General features: G+C 63.5%; 16 protein-coding genes, 1 tRNA gene and 1 pseudogene. 2 read left to right on the forward strand and 16 right to left on the reverse strand.

Annotation, left to right across the window (positions count from 1 at the left end):
• Nucleotides 1–172 precede the first annotated feature (172 nt).
• A pseudogene (locus IM784_RS17200) lies at nt 173–1189 on the forward strand (recombinase family protein); the annotation flags it as partial.
• Nucleotides 1190–1393: 204 nt separating this feature from the next.
• On the opposite strand, the gene IM784_RS17205 reads toward IM784_RS17200, so the two are convergent.
• Both IM784_RS17205 and IM784_RS09560 read right to left on the reverse strand, forming a co-directional pair.
• A complete protein-coding gene (locus IM784_RS17205) occupies nt 1394–1609 on the reverse strand; it encodes a hypothetical protein (protein WP_235976929.1) in 216 nt (71 codons plus the stop codon).
• A gap of 152 nt (nt 1610–1761) precedes the next feature.
• Nucleotides 1762–1835: transfer RNA gene (locus IM784_RS09560), tRNA-Gly, on the reverse strand.
• 210 nt (nt 1836–2045) lie between these two features.
• Between IM784_RS09560 and IM784_RS09565 the strand changes: the two genes are divergently transcribed.
• Nucleotides 2046–4706 (forward strand): coiled-coil domain-containing protein, encoded by a 2661-nt coding sequence (locus IM784_RS09565; RefSeq protein WP_199555110.1) that lies wholly within the window; start codon nt 2046–2048, stop codon nt 4704–4706.
• 12 nt (nt 4707–4718) lie between these two features.
• Here IM784_RS09565 and IM784_RS09570 read toward each other — a convergent pair whose 3' ends face one another.
• The 14 genes from IM784_RS09570 to IM784_RS09635 all read right to left on the reverse strand — a co-directional run bounded on the left by IM784_RS09570 (nt 4719) and on the right by IM784_RS09635 (nt 17268).
• Nucleotides 4719–5207, reverse strand: coding sequence for an A24 family peptidase (locus IM784_RS09570; protein ID WP_199555111.1), 489 nt, complete (start codon nt 5205–5207; stop codon nt 4719–4721).
• Nucleotides 5204–6088, reverse strand: coding sequence for a tetratricopeptide repeat protein (locus IM784_RS17625; protein WP_199555112.1), 885 nt, complete (start codon nt 6086–6088; stop codon nt 5204–5206). Before IM784_RS17625 ends, IM784_RS09570 begins: the two co-directional genes overlap by 4 nt.
• The gene (locus tag IM784_RS09580) at nt 6085–7404 is read right to left on the reverse strand and encodes a tetratricopeptide repeat protein (protein ID WP_199555113.1); all 1320 of its coding nucleotides are present in this window, start codon (nt 7402–7404) and stop codon (nt 6085–6087) included. Before IM784_RS09580 ends, IM784_RS17625 begins: the two co-directional genes overlap by 4 nt.
• Nucleotides 7404–8357: a type II secretion system F family protein gene (locus IM784_RS09585; protein ID WP_199555114.1), complete on the reverse strand. Its 954-nt coding sequence runs from the start codon at nt 8355–8357 to the stop codon at nt 7404–7406. The genes IM784_RS09580 and IM784_RS09585 overlap by 1 nt, the downstream gene beginning before the upstream one ends.
• 4 nt (nt 8358–8361) lie before the next feature.
• Nucleotides 8362–9351, reverse strand: a complete 990-nt coding sequence (locus IM784_RS09590) for a type II secretion system F family protein (protein ID WP_199555115.1) — start codon at nt 9349–9351, stop codon at nt 8362–8364.
• Nucleotides 9348–10781 carry a CpaF family protein gene (locus tag IM784_RS09595; protein WP_235976931.1) on the reverse strand — a complete coding sequence of 478 codons (1434 nt, stop codon included), beginning with the start codon at nt 10779–10781 and terminating at the stop codon, nt 9348–9350. Before IM784_RS09595 ends, IM784_RS09590 begins: the two co-directional genes overlap by 4 nt.
• The gene (locus IM784_RS09600) at nt 10778–12031 is read right to left on the reverse strand and encodes an AAA family ATPase (RefSeq protein WP_199555116.1); all 1254 of its coding nucleotides are present in this window, start codon (nt 12029–12031) and stop codon (nt 10778–10780) included. Before IM784_RS09600 ends, IM784_RS09595 begins: the two co-directional genes overlap by 4 nt.
• 1 nt (nt 12032) lies before the next feature.
• The gene (locus IM784_RS09605; protein ID WP_199555117.1) at nt 12033–12371 is read right to left on the reverse strand and encodes a hypothetical protein; all 339 of its coding nucleotides are present in this window, start codon (nt 12369–12371) and stop codon (nt 12033–12035) included.
• Nucleotides 12372–12374: 3 nt separating this feature from the next.
• Nucleotides 12375–13763 (reverse strand): type II and III secretion system protein family protein, encoded by a 1389-nt coding sequence (locus IM784_RS09610; protein ID WP_199555118.1) that lies wholly within the window; start codon nt 13761–13763, stop codon nt 12375–12377.
• Nucleotides 13763–14593, reverse strand: coding sequence for a Flp pilus assembly protein CpaB (gene cpaB / locus IM784_RS09615; RefSeq protein WP_199555119.1), 831 nt, complete (start codon nt 14591–14593; stop codon nt 13763–13765). The genes IM784_RS09610 and cpaB overlap by 1 nt, the downstream gene beginning before the upstream one ends.
• Before the next feature lie 238 nt (nt 14594–14831).
• Nucleotides 14832–15011 carry a Flp family type IVb pilin gene (locus IM784_RS09620; RefSeq protein WP_199555120.1) on the reverse strand — a complete coding sequence of 60 codons (180 nt, stop codon included), beginning with the start codon at nt 15009–15011 and terminating at the stop codon, nt 14832–14834.
• A 100-nt stretch (nt 15012–15111) separates the two neighbouring features.
• A complete protein-coding gene (locus IM784_RS09625) occupies nt 15112–15291 on the reverse strand; it encodes a Flp family type IVb pilin (protein WP_199555121.1) in 180 nt (59 codons plus the stop codon).
• 102 nt (nt 15292–15393) lie between these two features.
• On the reverse strand, nt 15394–15573 hold the full coding sequence (locus IM784_RS09630; RefSeq protein ID WP_199555122.1) for a Flp family type IVb pilin: 180 nt from the start codon (nt 15571–15573) through the stop codon (nt 15394–15396).
• Between the two features lie 573 nt (nt 15574–16146).
• Nucleotides 16147–17268 carry a pilus assembly protein TadG-related protein gene (locus IM784_RS09635; RefSeq protein ID WP_199555123.1) on the reverse strand — a complete coding sequence of 374 codons (1122 nt, stop codon included), beginning with the start codon at nt 17266–17268 and terminating at the stop codon, nt 16147–16149.
• Nucleotides 17269–17271: the final 3 nt, after the last annotated feature.

Raw genomic sequence — 17271 nt, forward strand, 5'->3', positions numbered from 1 at the left:
CGAGGAGTTTATTGACCGGAACACCGTTGTCCCCATTGATGAACCGGCAAGGTAGAGATGAGCTCTCATCCCACTCAACAGCCTGATCCGATGCTCATAGAGTTGGTGAAGGCTCTGGCCCGGTCCAGCGCCGCGCGAGATACCGTCCATAACCGTCAAAAGGATCGTCAAGGTGCGCACTGTCCTCTACGCCCGGTTCAGCTCCACACTCCAGAATAGCCGCTCGATCGTTGACCAAATCGAGTTGCTCAAGGACAGGTGTCATCGCGAAAACTGGGAGGTCATTGACGTCTTCACCGATCACGCTATCAGCGGAGCGGCTGGCATCGATGAAAATGCGCGACCGGGCCTAAACGCATTACTTGATTTGGTCGAGGGAGGCGGCATTGACCAGGTCTTAGCTGAGTCTACGGATCGTTTGGCGCGGCACCAGGGTGACGCCTTTACAATTCGCGAACGGATTACTTACGCCGGCGCACGCCTGTTTACGTTATCCGATGGCGAAGTCACTGAAATCACATCAGCATTTAAGGGCTTGATGGATGCCCAGTTTCGCAAAGAATTAGGTAGCAAGATAAAGCGAGGCCAGCGCGGTGCAGTGAGGTCTGGTCGAGCACCCGCAGGCATTGCCTTCGGCTACTGTCGGGCAAACAAGCTCGACGCAAACGGAAACCTGATCAGAGGACTGCGCGAAATTGATCAAGAGCAGGCCGAAATCGTACGCAGGATTTTCCGAGAGTATGCGGCCGACATAAGTCCGCGTCAGATCGCTGAGCGGCTCAATCTTGAAGCTATTCCTGGGCCGGGAGGTCGTCCTTGGCGCGCCAGCACAATCTATGGTGATCGCCAGCGGAGGAACGGAATGCTGCAGAACGCCCTCTACAATGGCGTTCTTGTGCACAATCGCACGACCAAAGTCGCCGACCCCCGAACACGCAAGGTACGCATCCGCCCAAATCCGGAGAGCCAGTGGATCAGCGCACCCGTTCCAAGCTTGAAAATAGTGCCGGATGAACTGTGGCTCGCAGTTCAGTCGCGGCGACAGCGCATTCTTGGCGTACCTTTCCGACAACAAAGGCGTCCCAGACATCTGCTATCGGGCCTTTGCCAGTGTCACGTTTGTGGTGGCTCGTGGACGATTATTGGACTTAACCGGTGGGGCTGCGCCAACCGACGGAACGGTGGCGGATGCGCCAACAATCGGACCATTGGGACTGCTCAACTTGAAAGTCGGGTGCTGGAGGGCTTGCAGGAGCGCATGCTTAATCCCGAATTGGTGAGCATCTTTGTCCGGGAGTACCATGAAGAATATGTTCGCAGGTCTGCCGATAGCGCGCGGCGGCGAGGGCGGACAAGCAAGCGCCACGAAGAGGCTGTGGCCAAAGTGAATAGATTAGTGGAGGCAATAGCCAATGGCGCAGATGAATTCGTGGAGATCAAAGGTGTTTTGGCCGCCGCCAGAACGGAACGAGATCGGCTGTATGCCGAATTGCTCGAATTGGATGCCGTTCCGGTTGTCGTGCTTCATCCTGGCGTGGCGGATGAATACCGCAAGCAGGTCCGCAAGCTTACCAGCGCCCTGACCCGAGATGAAGAAACGCGCATCCAAACGGCACCCATCCTCCGACGACTGATTGACCGGGTGACAATCAACCCAAGCAGCAGGCCTCGGGGCGTCGAAATCGAAGTTTCCGGACGACTTGCCTCAATCCTCGCCCTTGCCACTGGTAAGGAAGTGCCATCATCAATGTATGCTGGTGGTGGAGCGGGTGAAGGGAATCGAACCCTCGTATTCAGCTTGGGAAGCTGCTGCTCTACCATTGAGCTACACCCGCATCACCAAACCGCGTTTGGAGGCCGCGCAACTGCCAGTTGCCGCGCGCCGGGTCAACCATCTGTGGACAACTGATGACAGGCGCTTGCGCTGCACCAGATATGGTATCAAGAGTGGCATCAAGGACAAGAGTTTGTGATGCTCAGGCTTTGCCTGGTATCCATATGCCGGGGTGGCCGCCACCCAGCCGGCGGGCAGGAGCGCGATACATATGAACCAGTCGGCAATGGGGTTCGAAGCCAGGCGGCAATGGCCGCTATGGGCGCTTGCCGCCGTTTGCCTGCTGTGGCTGCTGCTGTCCATCGCCGCCGGTTTCAATGTCGGTGCCGAGCTGGTGCCAGGGCAGTCGCGGCTGGCGGCCAGCGCCATCCTGATCTTCCCACCGCTGATCGTGCTGCTGCTGCTGTTGGCCTTCATTCCCTTGGGTCGACGGTCGCTGGACATCGAGGAGGTGGAGACCCGCGTCGACCAGGCGATCCGTTCCACCGCCGATCTGGAGGAGCAGCTGCAGCGGATAGACGGATCGCTGGCGGATTGCCTGGACAAGGTGGAGCGGATGCGCGCCGCCGCTGCACCGGAAGGCGAAGGGCTGGCGGCTACCGCGCTGTCGCTGGAAGTGGCGGCCGGAACGATGGCCCTGTCTTCGGCGGACATGGGGAAATCGGCCGCCTCCTTGCTGGAGCTGGTGCCGGGATTGACGGCGCAGGCGCATGAAGCGGAAGCTGCCCTGCGGATCGCCGGGAGTGAGGCGCGCAGGCACCTGGAGACGATCGAGGCGTCGCTGTCGCAGGTGGCATCGCATGGGCGCGATGCCGGGCGCGAGGCCGAAGCCATGGTGACCTCGATGCAGAACCTGATCGCACAGATCGACCAGACTTCGGCGGAAACCACCAAGTCCATCGCCAACCGCGCCTATACGCTGGATGCGGCCGTGACGGGCGTGCTGGAGCGTTCGGCGCAGGCCTTCAGCTCCATCGGCGATACGTTGACGGCGCAATCGCAAAGTGTGGCGCAGATGGTGGAAGGCGCCCGATCGGAGCTGGATGGCTTTGGCAGCGAGGGAACGCGGCTGATCGGCCAGCGGCTGGACGTGCTGCTGGGGGCGGCGGGCAAGCTGAAGCAGCAGTTCCACGAGCAGCAGCTGGCGAGCCAGCAGCTGCACGAGGCAGCGGGTGCAGGCATTTCTGCCGTCGAGGCGCGGTTGGCGGCGCTACGGGAATCGCAGTCGGCAGCTTCGGCGGCGCTGGTGGCGCAGGCGGATGCTAGCGCGCAGGCCTTTGAGGTCCAGCTCGCCTCTCTGGGTGAACGGCAGCGGGTGGCCGAGGCGGAGCAGCAGGAGCGGATGGCGCTCAGCCTGGAAGCGATGGAGCGGCAACTGCTGGCGCTGGGCTCGCACCAGCAGGAACAGTCTGCCCGGATGCAGCAGGCGATGGCGGATGCCATGACCGATCTGGAGAGCCGCCTGGAAACGCTGAAGGGCCGCCAGCAGGCGATGGGCGCCGAGATAGAAGCCGGTGTGAGCGAGATGGTGGCCGCTGTGGAAGGCCGGCTGGATACGCTACGGCTGCGGCAGGCAGAGGTTCGCGCCGAGCTGGAGGCCGAGGTTGCAGGCGGCATCTCGAGCGTGGAGCAGCGGTTGGCAGAGCTGCGCGCCCGGCAGCAGGAACTGGGTCGCGCCATGCAGGAGGATGCCGCCGCCGGGCTGGCCGAAGTGGCGGCAAAGTTTGCCGAACTGGAGCAGCAGGCGGGCAGCAGCCAGCGGGCGACCTCGGAGACGATAGCGCAGGCGCTGGAGGAAGTGGCCGGCCTTGGCAGCGCCTTGCATACACGGCACGAGGTCGCTGTTTCCCTGGCGCAGGAAATCGCCGGGCTGATGCCTTCGTTCGACAGCTTCGCGGATCGCGCCAATGTGCGGATTCCCGAGCTGGCGGGCGGATTGGAGCAGATTTCCGATCGTGGACGCGCCTTGGTGGGACAACTGGACAGCCTGGCTGACCGGATCGAGAGCCAGGCAGCCTTGTTGCGCGACAGTGCTGCCGCTTTCGAGCGGGATCATGGCGCAGTGGTGGGATTGTCGGAGACGCTGGCCGGCAAATTCGACGCAGCGCGGGCGACCGTGAACGAAATTCATGAAGCGACGGAGCAGGCGGCGATCGCGGCGGCCTCGCGGATGGTCGAGAATGTGATGCAGGTGCGCCAGGCCGTGAACGCGACCTCTGGAGAGATCGACAGCCTGCTTTCCTCGGTGGTGGCCGAGGCCGAGCACAAGCTGGACGAATTCGCCACGACCAAGGCGGAAGCGGCGTTCGGTGCCCCGATCCGGTTGCAGATCGCAGCGCTGGAGGATGCCTCGGTAAAGGCCGCCGATGCCGCCACGGGCGCTTCCGAGCGGCTGACGAACCGGCTGATCGATCTGATGCGGGTGATCGCCGATACGGAATCGCGGATCGATGAAGTCGATACGCGGATGGACGTGCGGGCGCGCGATACGCTGGCGGCGCGCTCGATGCGGCTGGTGGAGAGCCTGAACAGCGCCTCTGTGGATGTGGCCAAGCTGTTGGCCGTGGATGTGGGCGAGGATGCCTGGGCGCGCTATCTGCAGGGCGACCGAAGCCTGTTTGCGCGCGCTACGGTGAAATTGGCAGACAAGGAAATGGCACGGCGGATTGCCCGCCACTATGCCCACGACGGCGAGTTCGAGGCGGAAGCGACGCGCTATCTGGATCAGTTCGAGACTTTGGTGAAGCGGGTGTTGAAGGATCCGGACGGCGAGAGCTTTGCGCTGGTGCTGCTCTCTTCGGACATCGGCAAGCTCTATGTGCTGATTGCGCAGTCCATTGGCCGGACGCTGCCGCGCGAGGAAGCTGCCTGAGGTTTCAGGCGTTCAGGCGATGAGCGGCCAGCTGCGCCACGCCCACCAGAAGGCGCCGCCGGCTATGGCGATGGCATAGGGCAGCGGGGCGTTGGGACGAAGCGGCCCGGGCATTGATTCCGGGGCAGCGCCGGCCCGGGCGAAGGCTGCGCGACCGGCGAGGAGTGCAATGGCGAGAAGACCGCCCGCAACCGTGACGCCGGCGAGATAGGCGGGCAGGCCGAACAGGCCGGTCCAGGCGGCGGTGGCGACGAGGAGCTTGATGTCTCCGCCGCCCATCCAGCCGGCGGCGAACAGCCCGAGGCCGACGGCGAACATCAGGGCGAAGCCAGCGGCGTGCCAGCCCCAGGCGAAACCCGGCTGGGTGAAACCGAAGGCGACCGCAAGGACGATGATGGCGATGGAGATGGAGTCCGGAATCTCGAACCGGTGCAGATCGGTGGCGCAGGCGGCGAGCAGCAGCAGGCCGGTGGCCACGATGAGCAGGAGAGGCAGTGTCATTTGCTGGGAGCTGTCCTTGCAGGCTCCGTCAGTTCCGGGGCCACATGTTTCAGATAGGCGAGGTTTGCGGTCGCCGTCTTGTCAAACTTCGTGTTCATTTCGATCGCGCGGCTGAAATAGCTTTCGGCGAGGCGGTGATCGCCCCGGAGCATGGCAGCAACGCCGACGGTGTTGAGGTCACGCGCCAGATCCTCGCGGGTGGCGCCGTCGAACGCCTCGGCGTAGCGGCCCTGCAGACCTCGCGCGAGGCGGAGGTTCGTGGCTGCCGCCTCCATGCCGGGCTGGATCGCGAGTGCGGCCATGAAATCCGCCTCGGCCTCCGGGTTGCGGCCCTGCAGAAGGCGCGAATAGCCGCGATTGTTGAGCAGGGTCGCCGATTTCGGATCTGCGGCGAGGCCTTGGGCATAGCTTGCCTCGGCCGACTTCCAGTCGCCGCGCCGATCGGCGAGGACGCCACGGGCGGACCAGCCGCGCACCATCGATGGATCGAGCGCCAGTGCTTCTGCCAGCAGGGTGTCGGCCTGGTTGGGATGGCCCGCGTTCAGCAGGGCGATGGAGCGCCCGACCTTGGCACGCGCGGCGACCGCTGCATCGGCTTCAAGCTTTTGAAAGGCGGTCTGCGCTTCGTCGAGCGCGCCGGCAGCGAGCAGCAGTTCGGCCTTGCGGAGTTCCAGTTCGGGGCCGGGATTTCGGGCTTCGGCGGCACGGATCAGCTCGACTGCGGATTTCAGCCGCCTCTCTGCGATGGCGGAGTCTATGAAGCCAAGGGTGAGGTTTGCGGCAGCTGAGGTAACGGCTGTCTGCGCTGCGAGCGGCGGCGTCAGCGACAGGGCGGAGAATGCGGCGAGCAGCGGCAGGGCCGCGGCGACGATGCGGTTCACGCGTTCCGCACCCGGGCGATCAGCGCCTCGAGCCTGGCCACCTGCTCGGCAACTTGCGCCGGCGCCAGTTCCTCGCGCCCGTGCAGGCGGTCGGCGAAGCCGTTGAGGCGGCTGTTGTCGCTGTTGAAGGGGTCGGCGAATTCGCGCTTGCGAAGGCCCGGATCCACCGGTTCGGCAGCGACGGCCCGCGCGCGTGCGACCGGGCGCGGGACGGCAAGGCCGGTGGACAGCAGCGCGAGATGCGCCTGGCGACGTTCGCCCACATCGGTTTCCCGCCCGCGCGACGGGACGAAATCGAGGAAATGGCTGGCCTGCCAGTCGAGCGGGTCGCCGCCGGGCGCCGCAAAGGCCACAGCCGCCAGTTCGGCGCCTGCCGATGTGGCGGGCGACACCCGCATCTGCCGGCTGGCTAGCGCCCGCTGGACCTGCGCCATCGCCTCGGGAAGAGGAATGGGAGCAGCGGCGGCGGCAGCGGCGAGCGCCTCGGCCTGGCGGGCCTCGAGCGCAGCCTGATCTGCCGCGATTGCTGCATACTCCCGCGCTGCGATGCGGGCATCCTCGCGCGGGGTGAGGCTGGCGAGCGCCACCGTTGCGGCGGCTGCCTCTGGCGAGAGATCTGCCGACAGGGTGGGAGAAATGGCGGGGGTGCCGGCCTGCGGACGGGTGGAGGCGACAGCCGTCTGCACCGCGCCTGGCCTGCCCCTGGGCGCCGCGTCGAGGACGAGGCGCTGCTCATGGGCGTTGGTGCGAACGATCCGGGCGCTGCCGCTGGCTTCTTCCGGGGCGGATACAGAGACTGCCGGCGCGATTGCTGCCCGCGCACGCTGCTGCTCGATACGGGCAAGTGTGCGCAGGCTTGCGGCCTGCACCTGTTCGTCGTCGGAAGCGGCGGCCAGCGTGAGGAAGCGCACGGCCTCCTGCGGCTTTTTCTGCAGATAGAGCGAGAGACCGTAGTTGTAGAGCAGGGTCGGCGAGGCGGGATCGATACCGAGCGCCATTTCATAGTGGGTGCGGCTGTCCTCGAACCGGCCAAGACGGTCGTAGCAGACAGCGAGGCCGTTCAGCGTTTCGACCGAATCCGGATCCTGCAGCAGCGCCTGCCGGTAGCTGCGCAGGGCTTCCACCGGCTTGTTGAGGCCGAGCAGGGCCTTGCCCTGCGCGCGGGCTGCCTCCGCCGTCGCCGTGGCGACAGGGTCAGGCCCGACCGCCCGCATGCCCTCGGGCGCGGTAGTGCGCGCATCGGCACCGCCGGCCGCCGCCAGGGCGGCCCCGAAGGCGAGGGGCGCCATCGCGCCGAGAGGGAGCGTCTGGCGCATCAATCGTTGAACATCGTATCCCGGAGCGAGATGGAGGCCGGCAGGGCCAGCACGCCGATCATCGTCGGAAGCAGGAAGAGCACCATCGGGATCGACAGGATGACCGGCAGGCGGTGGGCCTTTTCCTCGGCGCGCATGCGGCGGGACTCGCGCATTTCACCGGCGTAGATCTTGAGCGCCGTGCCGATGCTGGCGCCGAGCTTGTCGGACTGGACGACAAGCGTTGCGAAGGACTGGATTTCCGGAACGCCGCTCTTGCGGGCCATGTTCTTCAGAGCTTCGGCGCGCGGGCGGCCGGCACGCAGTTCCAGCGAGACGGTGGCGAACAGTTCGGCAAGGCGCGGGTGCAGGTTGACGATTTCCTGGCCGACGCGTGCGAAGCAGGCATCGATGCCGAGGCCTGCTTCCACGCATACAAGCATGAGATCGAGAGCATCGGGGAACCCGTCGAGGATTTCCTTCATCCGCGCTTCGGCGCGGTTGCTGACGAACATATTGGGCAGATAGAGGCCGGCGGCGGCCGAGCCGACGAGCGCCATGTAGAGCTTTGTCGCGGAAAGGGAGGCGCCGCCCAGCGTGATGACCGCGTAGGAAATGATGGGCAGCAACAGCGTGAGCGACGTGCGGATCAGCACGAAGGCGCGGACTGCGTAGGGCTGATTATAGCCGGCGAGCGACAGCCGCTCTTTCAGGATCGGCGCCTTGTCGTCGTCCAGCGAAAGCCCGTGGCTTTCGATGGTGTGGATGAGCTTGCCCCAGAGCGTGCTGTTGCTGTCGGACCGGAGCGTCGGGATGCCGTTGCTGTTGACCGGGGTGTTGGCGGAAGGCGCGGATGACAACCGCTGGGCAAGGTTGACCTTCTTTTCGAACATCGGCGCAATCGCCAGGACGCCGAGAACCACGGCCCCGAATATGAGCCCCAGGATAAGGTAGGTGACCATGTCTGCATTCATCGGGCTAGACCTTCAGATCGACCATCTTGCGGATCATGAAGATCCCGATTCCGTACCATGCGAAAATTCCGATCAGGCCGGGCATGAACCAGCGGTCCTCGACGACATCGAGGAAAAAGCTCGGCTGGGTGGCGAAGACGAAGGCGAAGGTGCAGACCGGCAGCACCGACAGCACGATGGCGGTCATCTTGCCTTCGGAGGCAAGGGCGCGGACCTTCAGCACCATCGAGTTGCGGTCGCGGATGACGCGGGAAAGGCCATCGAGGATGTCGGCGAGGTTGCCGCCGGTTTCCGCCTGGATGGCGACGCAGACGGAGAACATCTGCACATCCGTCGTCTGCGCCCGCTTGGCGAGGTTGTTGAGCGCGTCGCGCAGATCATAGCCGTAGCTGACCTCGGCGATGACCATGGCGAATTCCGAGCCGATCGGGTCCGGCATTTCCTCTACCAGCAGATCGAGGGCGCTGGTGACGGGGTGGCCGGCGCGCAGGCCGCGCACGAAGATGTCGAGGGCGACCGGGAATTGCTCGTCGAACTTCTTCATCCGCTGCGATGCCTTGCGGTCGATGAAGGCGAGCGGGATGATGATGCCGATCCCCACCGCGAAGGCGATGATGAGCAGGAAGGTGGCTGCGGAGTTCAGCATGTCGACAAAGCCGAGCAGCACGGGAGTCGCGATTGCGATGCCCAGTGTCGCCACGCCCATCAGCGTAAGGAAGCGTTCCGGCGTGATCCTGAGGCCGGCCTGCGTGAGCTTGGTGTCGAGCTTTGCCACTATGCCGGCGAGGAAACTGTCGCCCGGGGCGCTGTTGCCCCGCTTCAGCGAGGCCTGGACTTCCTCGGCCATGCTGCCCGACTTCAGGTTGGTCAGGCGGCGCCCGACGCGGTTCTTGGGGGCATGGACGTCGCGGTAATAGTACCAGGCGCCTTCGACCAGCAGAACGACGCCGAAGAACAGCAGGATGAGCAGCAGCGTGGCGCTTTCGGGCATCATGCTGCGGAATCCAGCCGGCGATAGGGATCGAACAGGTTCGGCGGCAGATGGATGCCGCGGGCGCCGAGATACTCCATGAACTTCGGCCGGATGCCCGTGGGCTTCAGCTCGGCGATGACATTGCCCTGGGCGTCAATGCCCTGGCGATCAAAGCGGAAGATTTCCTGCAGCAGCACGGTTTCGCCTTCCATGCCCGTCACTTCGGCGACCGAGGTAAGGCGGCGCTTGCCATCGGAGAGACGTTCGAGCTGGATGACGACCTGGATGGCGGAAGCGATCTGGGCGCGGGCTGCCTTCGGGCTGATTTCGAGACCGGACATGCCGATCATCTGCTCCAGACGGGAAAGGGAATCGCGCGGGGTGTTGGCGTGGATAGTCGTCATCGAGCCGTCGTGGCCGGTGTTCATGGCCTGCAGCATGTCGAAGGCTTCACCACCGCGGCACTCGCCGAGAACGATACGATCCGGACGCATACGCAGCGAGTTCTTGACCAGATCGCGCTGGTTGATTTCGCCGCGGCCCTCCATGTTGGCGGGGCGGGTTTCCAGGCGGATGACGTGCCGCTGCTGCAGCTGGAGTTCCGCCGAATCCTCGATGGTGACGATACGTTCGTGCGTGCCGATCGAGGCCGACATGGCGTTCAGCATCGTTGTCTTGCCCGAGCCGGTACCGCCGGAGATGAGGACGTTGCGGCGTCCCTTGACGACGGCGCGGAGGACTTCGGCGCAGGCCTCCGGCATGGCGCCGATGCTGACCAGTTTCTCCATGTTGATCGGCGTCTTGGCGAACTTCCGGATTGTCAGGATAGGGCCATCGACCGCGAGCGGCGGGATGATCGCGTTGACGCGGCTGCCATCGGGGAGGCGGGCATCGACCATCGGCGAGGATTCGTCGATGCGACGGCCCATGCCCGACACGATCTTCTGGATAATGCGCAACAGGTGGCGGTTGTCGGCGAACTTGGCCTTGGTTTCCTCGATGCGGCCGGCGCGTTCGATGAAGACGATATAGGCGGTGTTCACCATGACTTCGGTGATGCTTGGATCTTTGAGCAGCGGCTCGAGCGGCCCGAGGCCGAGGAGCTCGTCGAGGATGTCCTCCACCAGCTGCTTGCGCTCTGCGAGGTTGAGCGCGTGGTTCATCTCCTTCAGCATGTCGGCGACGATGTCGCCGATGTCGCGGCCGACCTGTTCGCGCGTCATGCTTTCGAGCGCGGCCAGATTGATGCGATCGAGGAGATTCTGGTGCAGTTCGACCTTGAGGTCGGTCTTCTGGTCCAGACGGGAGGTCTCGGCGGCAGGGGCGGCCTTTACCGCCGGCACCGATTTGGCGGCGGGGGCAGCCGCCGTGGCATCGGCAGCGGACGCCGGCTTTGCCTCGGCGGCGGTCTTGACGGGCTTGCGACCGGGCCAGATCATTCCGCCGCTCATGCGATGGCTCCTTCAGCCGCGAGCATGGTGCCCAGCCCGTCGCGCAGGGAGCGCAGGTCCTTCACCACCTTGGCATTGCCGCGAATGGACTTCAGCGGGCGCCCCTCGTCGTTGGCGGAGCTGACGGTCGGATAGTCGTTGCTGATAAGGTAATCGATCTTGCGGCCGAGCACAGTTTCGGTTTCGCGCGTATCGACCTTGCCGAACAGCTTGGCCGGGGCCCGGTTGGCGATGACGCGAAGCTTCGGAAGCATGCCGTTGGCGTCCACCAGCTCGATCTGGCGTCGGGCATGATAGATGCCGGGGACGCTCATGTTCGTGACCAGACAGATGGCGTCGGCGCGCTGGAGTACCCGTACCGTCCATTCCGTCCAGACGGTGGGCAGATCGACAATCAGCACATCATAGGCCTGTACCGCGACGCGGAAGATCTGATCGATCGAATCGATGCTGATCGAGTCGATCGGCGTCAGGTCCGTGGGGCTGGCGATGACATCGAGCCCGGAGCTGTGCTTTGCCGCCATCGACTGCATGAGCTCCGCGTCGAGACGTTCGGCGTCTTCCAGCAGGTTGGCCATGTTCATTCCGGGGCGGACGTCCAGGAACAGGGCGGCACTGCCGAACTGCACATCCAGATCGAACAGCGCAACGCGGGCATCCTCTGCCCAGAGTATGCCCATCTGCGTGGCAATGGACGTGGTGCCGACGCCGCCCATGGCGCCGACGACGGCGATGACCTTGCCGTGCCGACGCGCAGCCGGCGCGGAACGCGACGCCGGACGGGCCGGGCGGCGCGCCGGCTCGATCGCCTGCTTCAGGTCCTCCGTCGAGAAGGGAAGCGGGATTGCATCCAGTGCCCCGGTCTTCAGGAGTGTGCGGGCGTGGGCGAGGGTGAGTCCCTCCACCGCCGCGACGACCGGACAATCCGGCGCCTGATGCACCAGCCTGTCGAACGCCTCCATTTCGGAGGGAACGGCGGGATTGAGCTCCACCACCAGCGCGTCCGCCTCGTCCAGCAGTGCGGCGTTGTCCGCGAGCGTCGAGATCTGGGCGAGTTGCTCGTGCAGGGCGATGCCTGCATCGGCGAGCTGGCCGGCTTCCGGAGCGCGTCCGAGTGTCTTGGGGACGAAGACCACCCGCTGCAGGCCTTCCGCGGGCCGCGCGGGTTCCCGGCGCTTGGGATTGGACGTGTTCATGGCCCCCGTCTCCGGACCATCGCCCTGCCCCTGGCCGATATGGTCGCTGAGCATCTTATTTCCCGCCACTTGAGCGGGATGACGAGACGTCTCCGGATGCGCTGGCGCCGCCCTGCTGGCCTACTTCCGAGCGGCCATCGATGGTGACGAGCGGACGGATCTTGTCGTTCATGTAGCGGCTGACGGCGGCGGCGCTGCGCTGTCCGCTGCCGCCTTCCATCAGCGTGCCCTGATAGCGGGGGTTCATATCGACGACCTGGGTTTCGATATTCTGTTTCACCGTGCAACCAAACTCCGGATCGGAGCTGGCAACGCCGGGAGTACCGGGCATCGCGACCAGTGCGATCAGCGTGGAAGCTGCAATCGCGATACGTGTCAGTGCTGCGTTCCGCATGTTCTACCTCACGATATGTCCGTGTTCGCCATCGACTCCGCCAGGAGCTGGCCCACCCGCCGATGGAACGGGTGTAATCTTCTGGGTTTTACCCATCAGGAAGAGGTCCATTGAGCTCGGCTCGTTCACGCGGTCTGTCGGCACCCTGATTTGATCGGGCCGGACCGGGCGGACGATGCGCGGCGTAACGGTGATGACCAGCTCCGTTTCAGCCTTGTTGGAAGCGGTCGAGCGGAACAAGGCGCCGATGATCGGGATCTTGCCGAGCAGCGGGATAGCGCGGACAGTGTCTGCGAAATCCGACTGGATGAGACCGGCCATCGCAAAGGACTGGCCGTCGCGCAGTTCGAGCGAGGTAACGGCGCGGCGAACCTTGAGGCCGGGAATACTGATGCCATCCAGTTCGACCGAGGCATCGCGGTCGATTGTACTGACTTCCGGAGCGACGCGCAGGTTGATCAGACCATCAGCGAGAACTGTAGGCGTGAATGCCAGAGCCACGCCAAACTGTTTGAACTCCACCGAGATCTTACGGTCTTCGACGGCCACTGGAATCGGAAACTCGCCACCGGCCAGAAAGTTCGCTGTTTCACCCGAAAGTGCAACAAGGTTGGGGTTTGCAAGTGTGCGAACAAGGCCCTCTCGCTCGAGTGCTTCAAACTGGATATCGAGGGTGGTGCCGAAGATGTTTTTCAGGGTGGCGACAAACGGGCCATTATCAAGGGAGGCCGGCCTCGCCACGCCGCTGGGGTCGAACGGGTTGCCCCAACCAACCGCGTTGATACCGAGCTGCCTGACAGTGCCGCGCGACATTTCGGAAATACGCACCTCCAGCAGCACCTGCTGCGGTGACCCTACCGACATGAGGTTCAGGATCTTGTCGCCGGCGTAGGTCTGCGCCATCGCGACGATGCGCTCGGCTGCCATCGGGCTGGAAACCTGGCCCTCGATGACGAGAGCTTCGTTGGAGTTGCTGATCCGGACATTCTCGCCGGGGAACACTTCACCAATCTGGCGCTTCAGCCCGACGGTATCCGGACCGACTACGACATCCACCACCGAGATCAGGTTTCCGCCGCGGTCATAGAGGGCGAGGTTGGTGGAGCCGGACTTGCGTCCCAGAATATAGACGCTGTTGACACTCATCGGGATGACGTCGGCGATTTCGGGGTTGCCGATCATCGCCTTGGCGAAGGCGCGATCGAGCTTCAGGACCTGCGACTTGTTGATCGGGACGTTCATGATCGCGCCGGCGGACTGAGCCCAGGCGCCCTCGGCGATTGCGCCGCTGCCGATGGCCGCGAGCGCGAGGAGCGCTGCCACGGTGATGGACGCTGCCGGACCGACGAAGGCGCGACGGGCGCCGGAGCGCTGTTGGATGGCGATGGGCATCAGCGTGGCACCTGATAGCTGGTGGTTTCAGTTCCCCGGACGACGCGCACCTCGGTGCCGTCGGAGCGAACTGCGACCTTTGCGGGCGTGGCCGGCTCGGGAGCCGTGCTCTTGCTGGGGGGGCGCATGCCGAAGAGCTCGGTAGCGGTGGCGGTCTGGATCGGCACGCGGCTCTCGTCGCCGGTGGCGCGAAGGGCGAGATGGATCTGGCCGACCTGCTGCGCGAGCGCGATCTTCTGCGCTTCGGCCGGCGTGACTTCGATGGTGGCGGATTTCACCACGGCCGGCTCGCTTTGCGAGGTGTCCGATGTCTGGCCGACGGCGAGAACGCGCGCGCCCTGGACGATGGCGCCGGCGTAGGAGAGATCGTCGCCGAAGGAGCGTGTGAGGAACACGTCCACCCGATCACCGGGGGCAAGGAAGCCGCCTGCGCCGGAGGTTTCGGAAACGGGCACGGAGACCGCCCGCATGTCGGGGCCGAGAAGCGTGGAGGATGCGAGGCGCCCGGCGCCGCCGGTTACGGCAGTGGGGAGGAGCAGTTCGCCTTCCTTGATCTCGCGGAGCGCCGTGCGCTCGCCATCGCCGACGGCATCACGCGGAGAGGTATAGGCATCGACAGGAACCGGCCCGTTCCAGGGCGTGGTCTTCAGCATGTCGGGCGAAATCTTGTCGCCGAACTTCATCGGCTTTGCGGCCACCACCACGAAGGCCTTTGGCGCCTCCTGCTCTGCAGCGGGGCCATTGTTGTTGATCGCCATGCGGGCGGCAAGAACTGCCAGCAACCCCAGAAGGAGCGCCCCCAGTAGCAGGAAGATCGAAGATCTACGCATAACTCCCTGAGACCCTTATTGTTGGGCGTCCCGACTTTGGGTCGGCACGCCGTGTTTTCGGATCGGTATGGTTAATTGCTCCACCCCGCAAGAGTCCGAAAACGAAAATTTCAAAGACAGTGACACCTGTTGCCGAATTGCAACCATTCTGGTCCGAATCTGTGGGTCGCGGGATTGGGCCCCCGTGCGGGATGCACGAAGGCCCACGTTCCCGAACTCGATCGAGGACCGCGAGGGATTACTTGCTGTAGTCCTTCTCGATAGTTGCCTTCGAGTTGTTCATCTGGGTTTTGAAGCCGTCGCCGAGGGCGGTGACACCGATGACGACCGCGCCGCCGAAGACGGCGAGGATCAGGGCGTATTCCGCAGCCGAAGCACCGGCAGAATCACCCAGCAGGTTCTTGAGAAGCTTTTTCATCTGCGACTTCCTTCTTATGTCCGGACGTTGCCGGGGCTTTTTATGGCTGCGCGCCCTGCGCAAGGAACCCCGCCCCCATTTCTGGAGGCGGGGAAACAGCTTACTTGCTGTAGTCCTTTTCGATGAGCGTCTTGGAGTTCGTCATCTGGGTCTTGAAGCCATCGCCCAGGGCGGTGACACCGATGACGACCGCGCCGCCGAAGACAGCGAGGATCAGAGCGTATTCAGCAGCCGAAGCACCGGCAGAATCACCCAGCAGGTTCTTGAGAAGCTTTTTCATTTTGCGACTTCCTTCTTATGTCCGGACGTTGCCGGGGCTTTTTATAGCTGCAGTCACTTGAGATCCCCGCCCCCGCCATGCGGGAGCGGGGAGGGATTCAGCTTACTTGCTGTAATCCTTTTCGATGAGCGTCTTGGAGTTCGTCATCTGGGTCTTGAAACCCGAGCCGAGAGCGGTCACGCCGATCACGACAGCGCCGCCGAAGACGGCGAGAATCAGGGCGTATTCAGCGGCCGAAGCGCCAGCCTTATCACCCAGGAGCTTTTGCAGAAGAGCCTTCATTTGCGACATCCCTCTATTATTATCCGAACATTGCCGGATTTCTTGATACCCCAGGCACTTCATTGAGCCTTGAGGTGAAACACTTCCCTCATCCGCCACCGGAACCCGCGACCCCTTTCGGGAAGTTCAGGCGACGCTTCAGTCCGCGTCTCTGAATGAACCTTAACCCTGCCATTTTCGGGTTGCAATAGAAAAAACGAGTGGAAACCCCTTGTAGATATGGGTTTTTCAATTTCTTTAACAATTCGTCTTAAGACGGTTTAACGCTGTTTCGGCTGTCGGACGCGGCCAGGAGGCAGGCTGGGGACGTACTGCCTGTTGTGGCTGGAGGCTCCATGCGGCCTGATTTTCACCACCTATAGTATAGTTGGGCGCTCAAGTGCCGACCTGATTTGTCAGCACACAGGCAATATAGATTGCGCAGCTTCGGAGCCTGATACCAAATCAGACTCTTTTGACTGAAACAGATCGCGAATCGGGCCGTCTCTGCTTCCAGGACGGCCCGATCCGATTCGCGCGACGATTCGCAGCTGTATTTGGTGGTTACGAAGCAAGCCTTGCAGCGATGCCGAATCAGGCAACCAGGCGAGTCATTCCGTCGCCAAGGATCCCTGTGCGCGGGCACTTCATGACCATGACGATGTCATCATAGTCCTTGTCGGAGCCGCCAGGCCCGCTCGGTGGACGGTCTTCCCACCCGAAGTACATATATTTTCCAGGCAGGCAGGGGGTCTTTTCCACCATTGGCGTACGATTCTTGCCCTTGGGAACAGTGGCGCCCGGTTTCGACGGATCGCACTTGTCCAGCGTATCGCAACGGACGGTTTCCAGGATGTTGTTCGTCAGCTCGAAGGTTTCGACGCCCTTGGTGATGTGCGTGTCGGTATAGTGATCATATTGAGAGAGCTTTGACGGGTTGTTCCACAGAGCAGGGTTGTTCTTGGCATCCCGCACGTTGTGCAGTCGGAAGCTGAGGCTCTCATCTTCCTTGCACTCCGGCCACACCAGCTTATCGCCCGGGGGGTCCTGCTTGATCACGCCCTTGCTAATCTTCACGATGCTCTGACCGGATGCCATGTTGTTGGACACGAGCGTCATCTGCGAACGGCGCGAGGCCTGTGAGCCGGAGCCCTCATACTTATAACAGTAAGCGTAAATCTCGTTGAAATCATAGGCTTCGTTGGCGAGGTTCACGCGCTCGGGCGGTTCGTACTGAACCTTCAACTGGCGGGCGGCAATCGCCACCTTGGTGATCTCGACATTGTCCTTGCCCCAGATCACCGAAAGGATTTGCGGCGTTACGTTGTTGCGTGCCTCGGTGCGAGCCGAAATCACCCGCACGGCGTTGACATCCGCACTGTTGGAGGGCGTGAACACGCGGGTTTCGGGATCATAGATGCCGATGGTCACGTCACTGGTCGTGGTGACAGTGCCAAAATTGGCCGGCACGTTGCGGGCGGCAAAACTTACGGCGTCGGACTTCGCAATATTGGGCGTGTCAAGCGCCTTCACCGCTGCGAGTGCAGCTGCATCGGCCGCCGTCTGCAGGCGGTTGTCGACATAGCGATAGTTGGCCATGTCGACCGCAAGCGCGCCAGCGCCGATGAAAACCGGAACCATCAGCGCGAAGGTGAAGGCAACAGCGCCGCGGTTGTCGCGCAGCAGCCGCTTAACGCGGTTCTTGATATTTGCCATGGC

Origin of the sequence: Sandaracinobacteroides hominis (genome assembly GCF_016464365.1) — a bacterium.
GTDB lineage: Bacteria > Pseudomonadota > Alphaproteobacteria > Sphingomonadales > Sphingomonadaceae > Sandaracinobacteroides > Sandaracinobacteroides hominis.

Coding starts and splice junctions, on each gene's coding strand:
- IM784_RS09590 (WP_199555115.1), bottom strand. CDS start 9,351: ATGATGCCCGAAAGCGCCACGCTGCTGCTCATCCTGCTGTTCTTCGGC.
- IM784_RS09635 (WP_199555123.1), bottom strand. CDS start 17,268: ATGGCAAATATCAAGAACCGCGTTAAGCGGCTGCTGCGCGACAACCGC.
- IM784_RS09630 (WP_199555122.1), bottom strand. CDS start 15,573: ATGAAGGCTCTTCTGCAAAAGCTCCTGGGTGATAAGGCTGGCGCTTCG.
- IM784_RS09610 (WP_199555118.1), bottom strand. CDS start 13,763: ATGCCCATCGCCATCCAACAGCGCTCCGGCGCCCGTCGCGCCTTCGTC.
- IM784_RS09565 (WP_199555110.1), top strand. CDS start 2,046: ATGAACCAGTCGGCAATGGGGTTCGAAGCCAGGCGGCAATGGCCGCTA.
- IM784_RS09600 (WP_199555116.1), bottom strand. CDS start 12,031: ATGCTCAGCGACCATATCGGCCAGGGGCAGGGCGATGGTCCGGAGACG.
- IM784_RS09595 (WP_235976931.1), bottom strand. CDS start 10,781: ATGAGCGGCGGAATGATCTGGCCCGGTCGCAAGCCCGTCAAGACCGCC.
- IM784_RS09605 (WP_199555117.1), bottom strand. CDS start 12,371: ATGCGGAACGCAGCACTGACACGTATCGCGATTGCAGCTTCCACGCTG.
- IM784_RS09620 (WP_199555120.1), bottom strand. CDS start 15,011: ATGAAAAAGCTTCTCAAGAACCTGCTGGGTGATTCTGCCGGTGCTTCG.
- cpaB (WP_199555119.1), bottom strand. CDS start 14,593: ATGCGTAGATCTTCGATCTTCCTGCTACTGGGGGCGCTCCTTCTGGGG.
- IM784_RS09585 (WP_199555114.1), bottom strand. CDS start 8,357: ATGAATGCAGACATGGTCACCTACCTTATCCTGGGGCTCATATTCGGG.
- IM784_RS09580 (WP_199555113.1), bottom strand. CDS start 7,404: ATGCGCCAGACGCTCCCTCTCGGCGCGATGGCGCCCCTCGCCTTCGGG.
- IM784_RS09625 (WP_199555121.1), bottom strand. CDS start 15,291: ATGAAAAAGCTTCTCAAGAACCTGCTGGGTGATTCTGCCGGTGCTTCG.
- IM784_RS09570 (WP_199555111.1), bottom strand. CDS start 5,207: ATGACACTGCCTCTCCTGCTCATCGTGGCCACCGGCCTGCTGCTGCTC.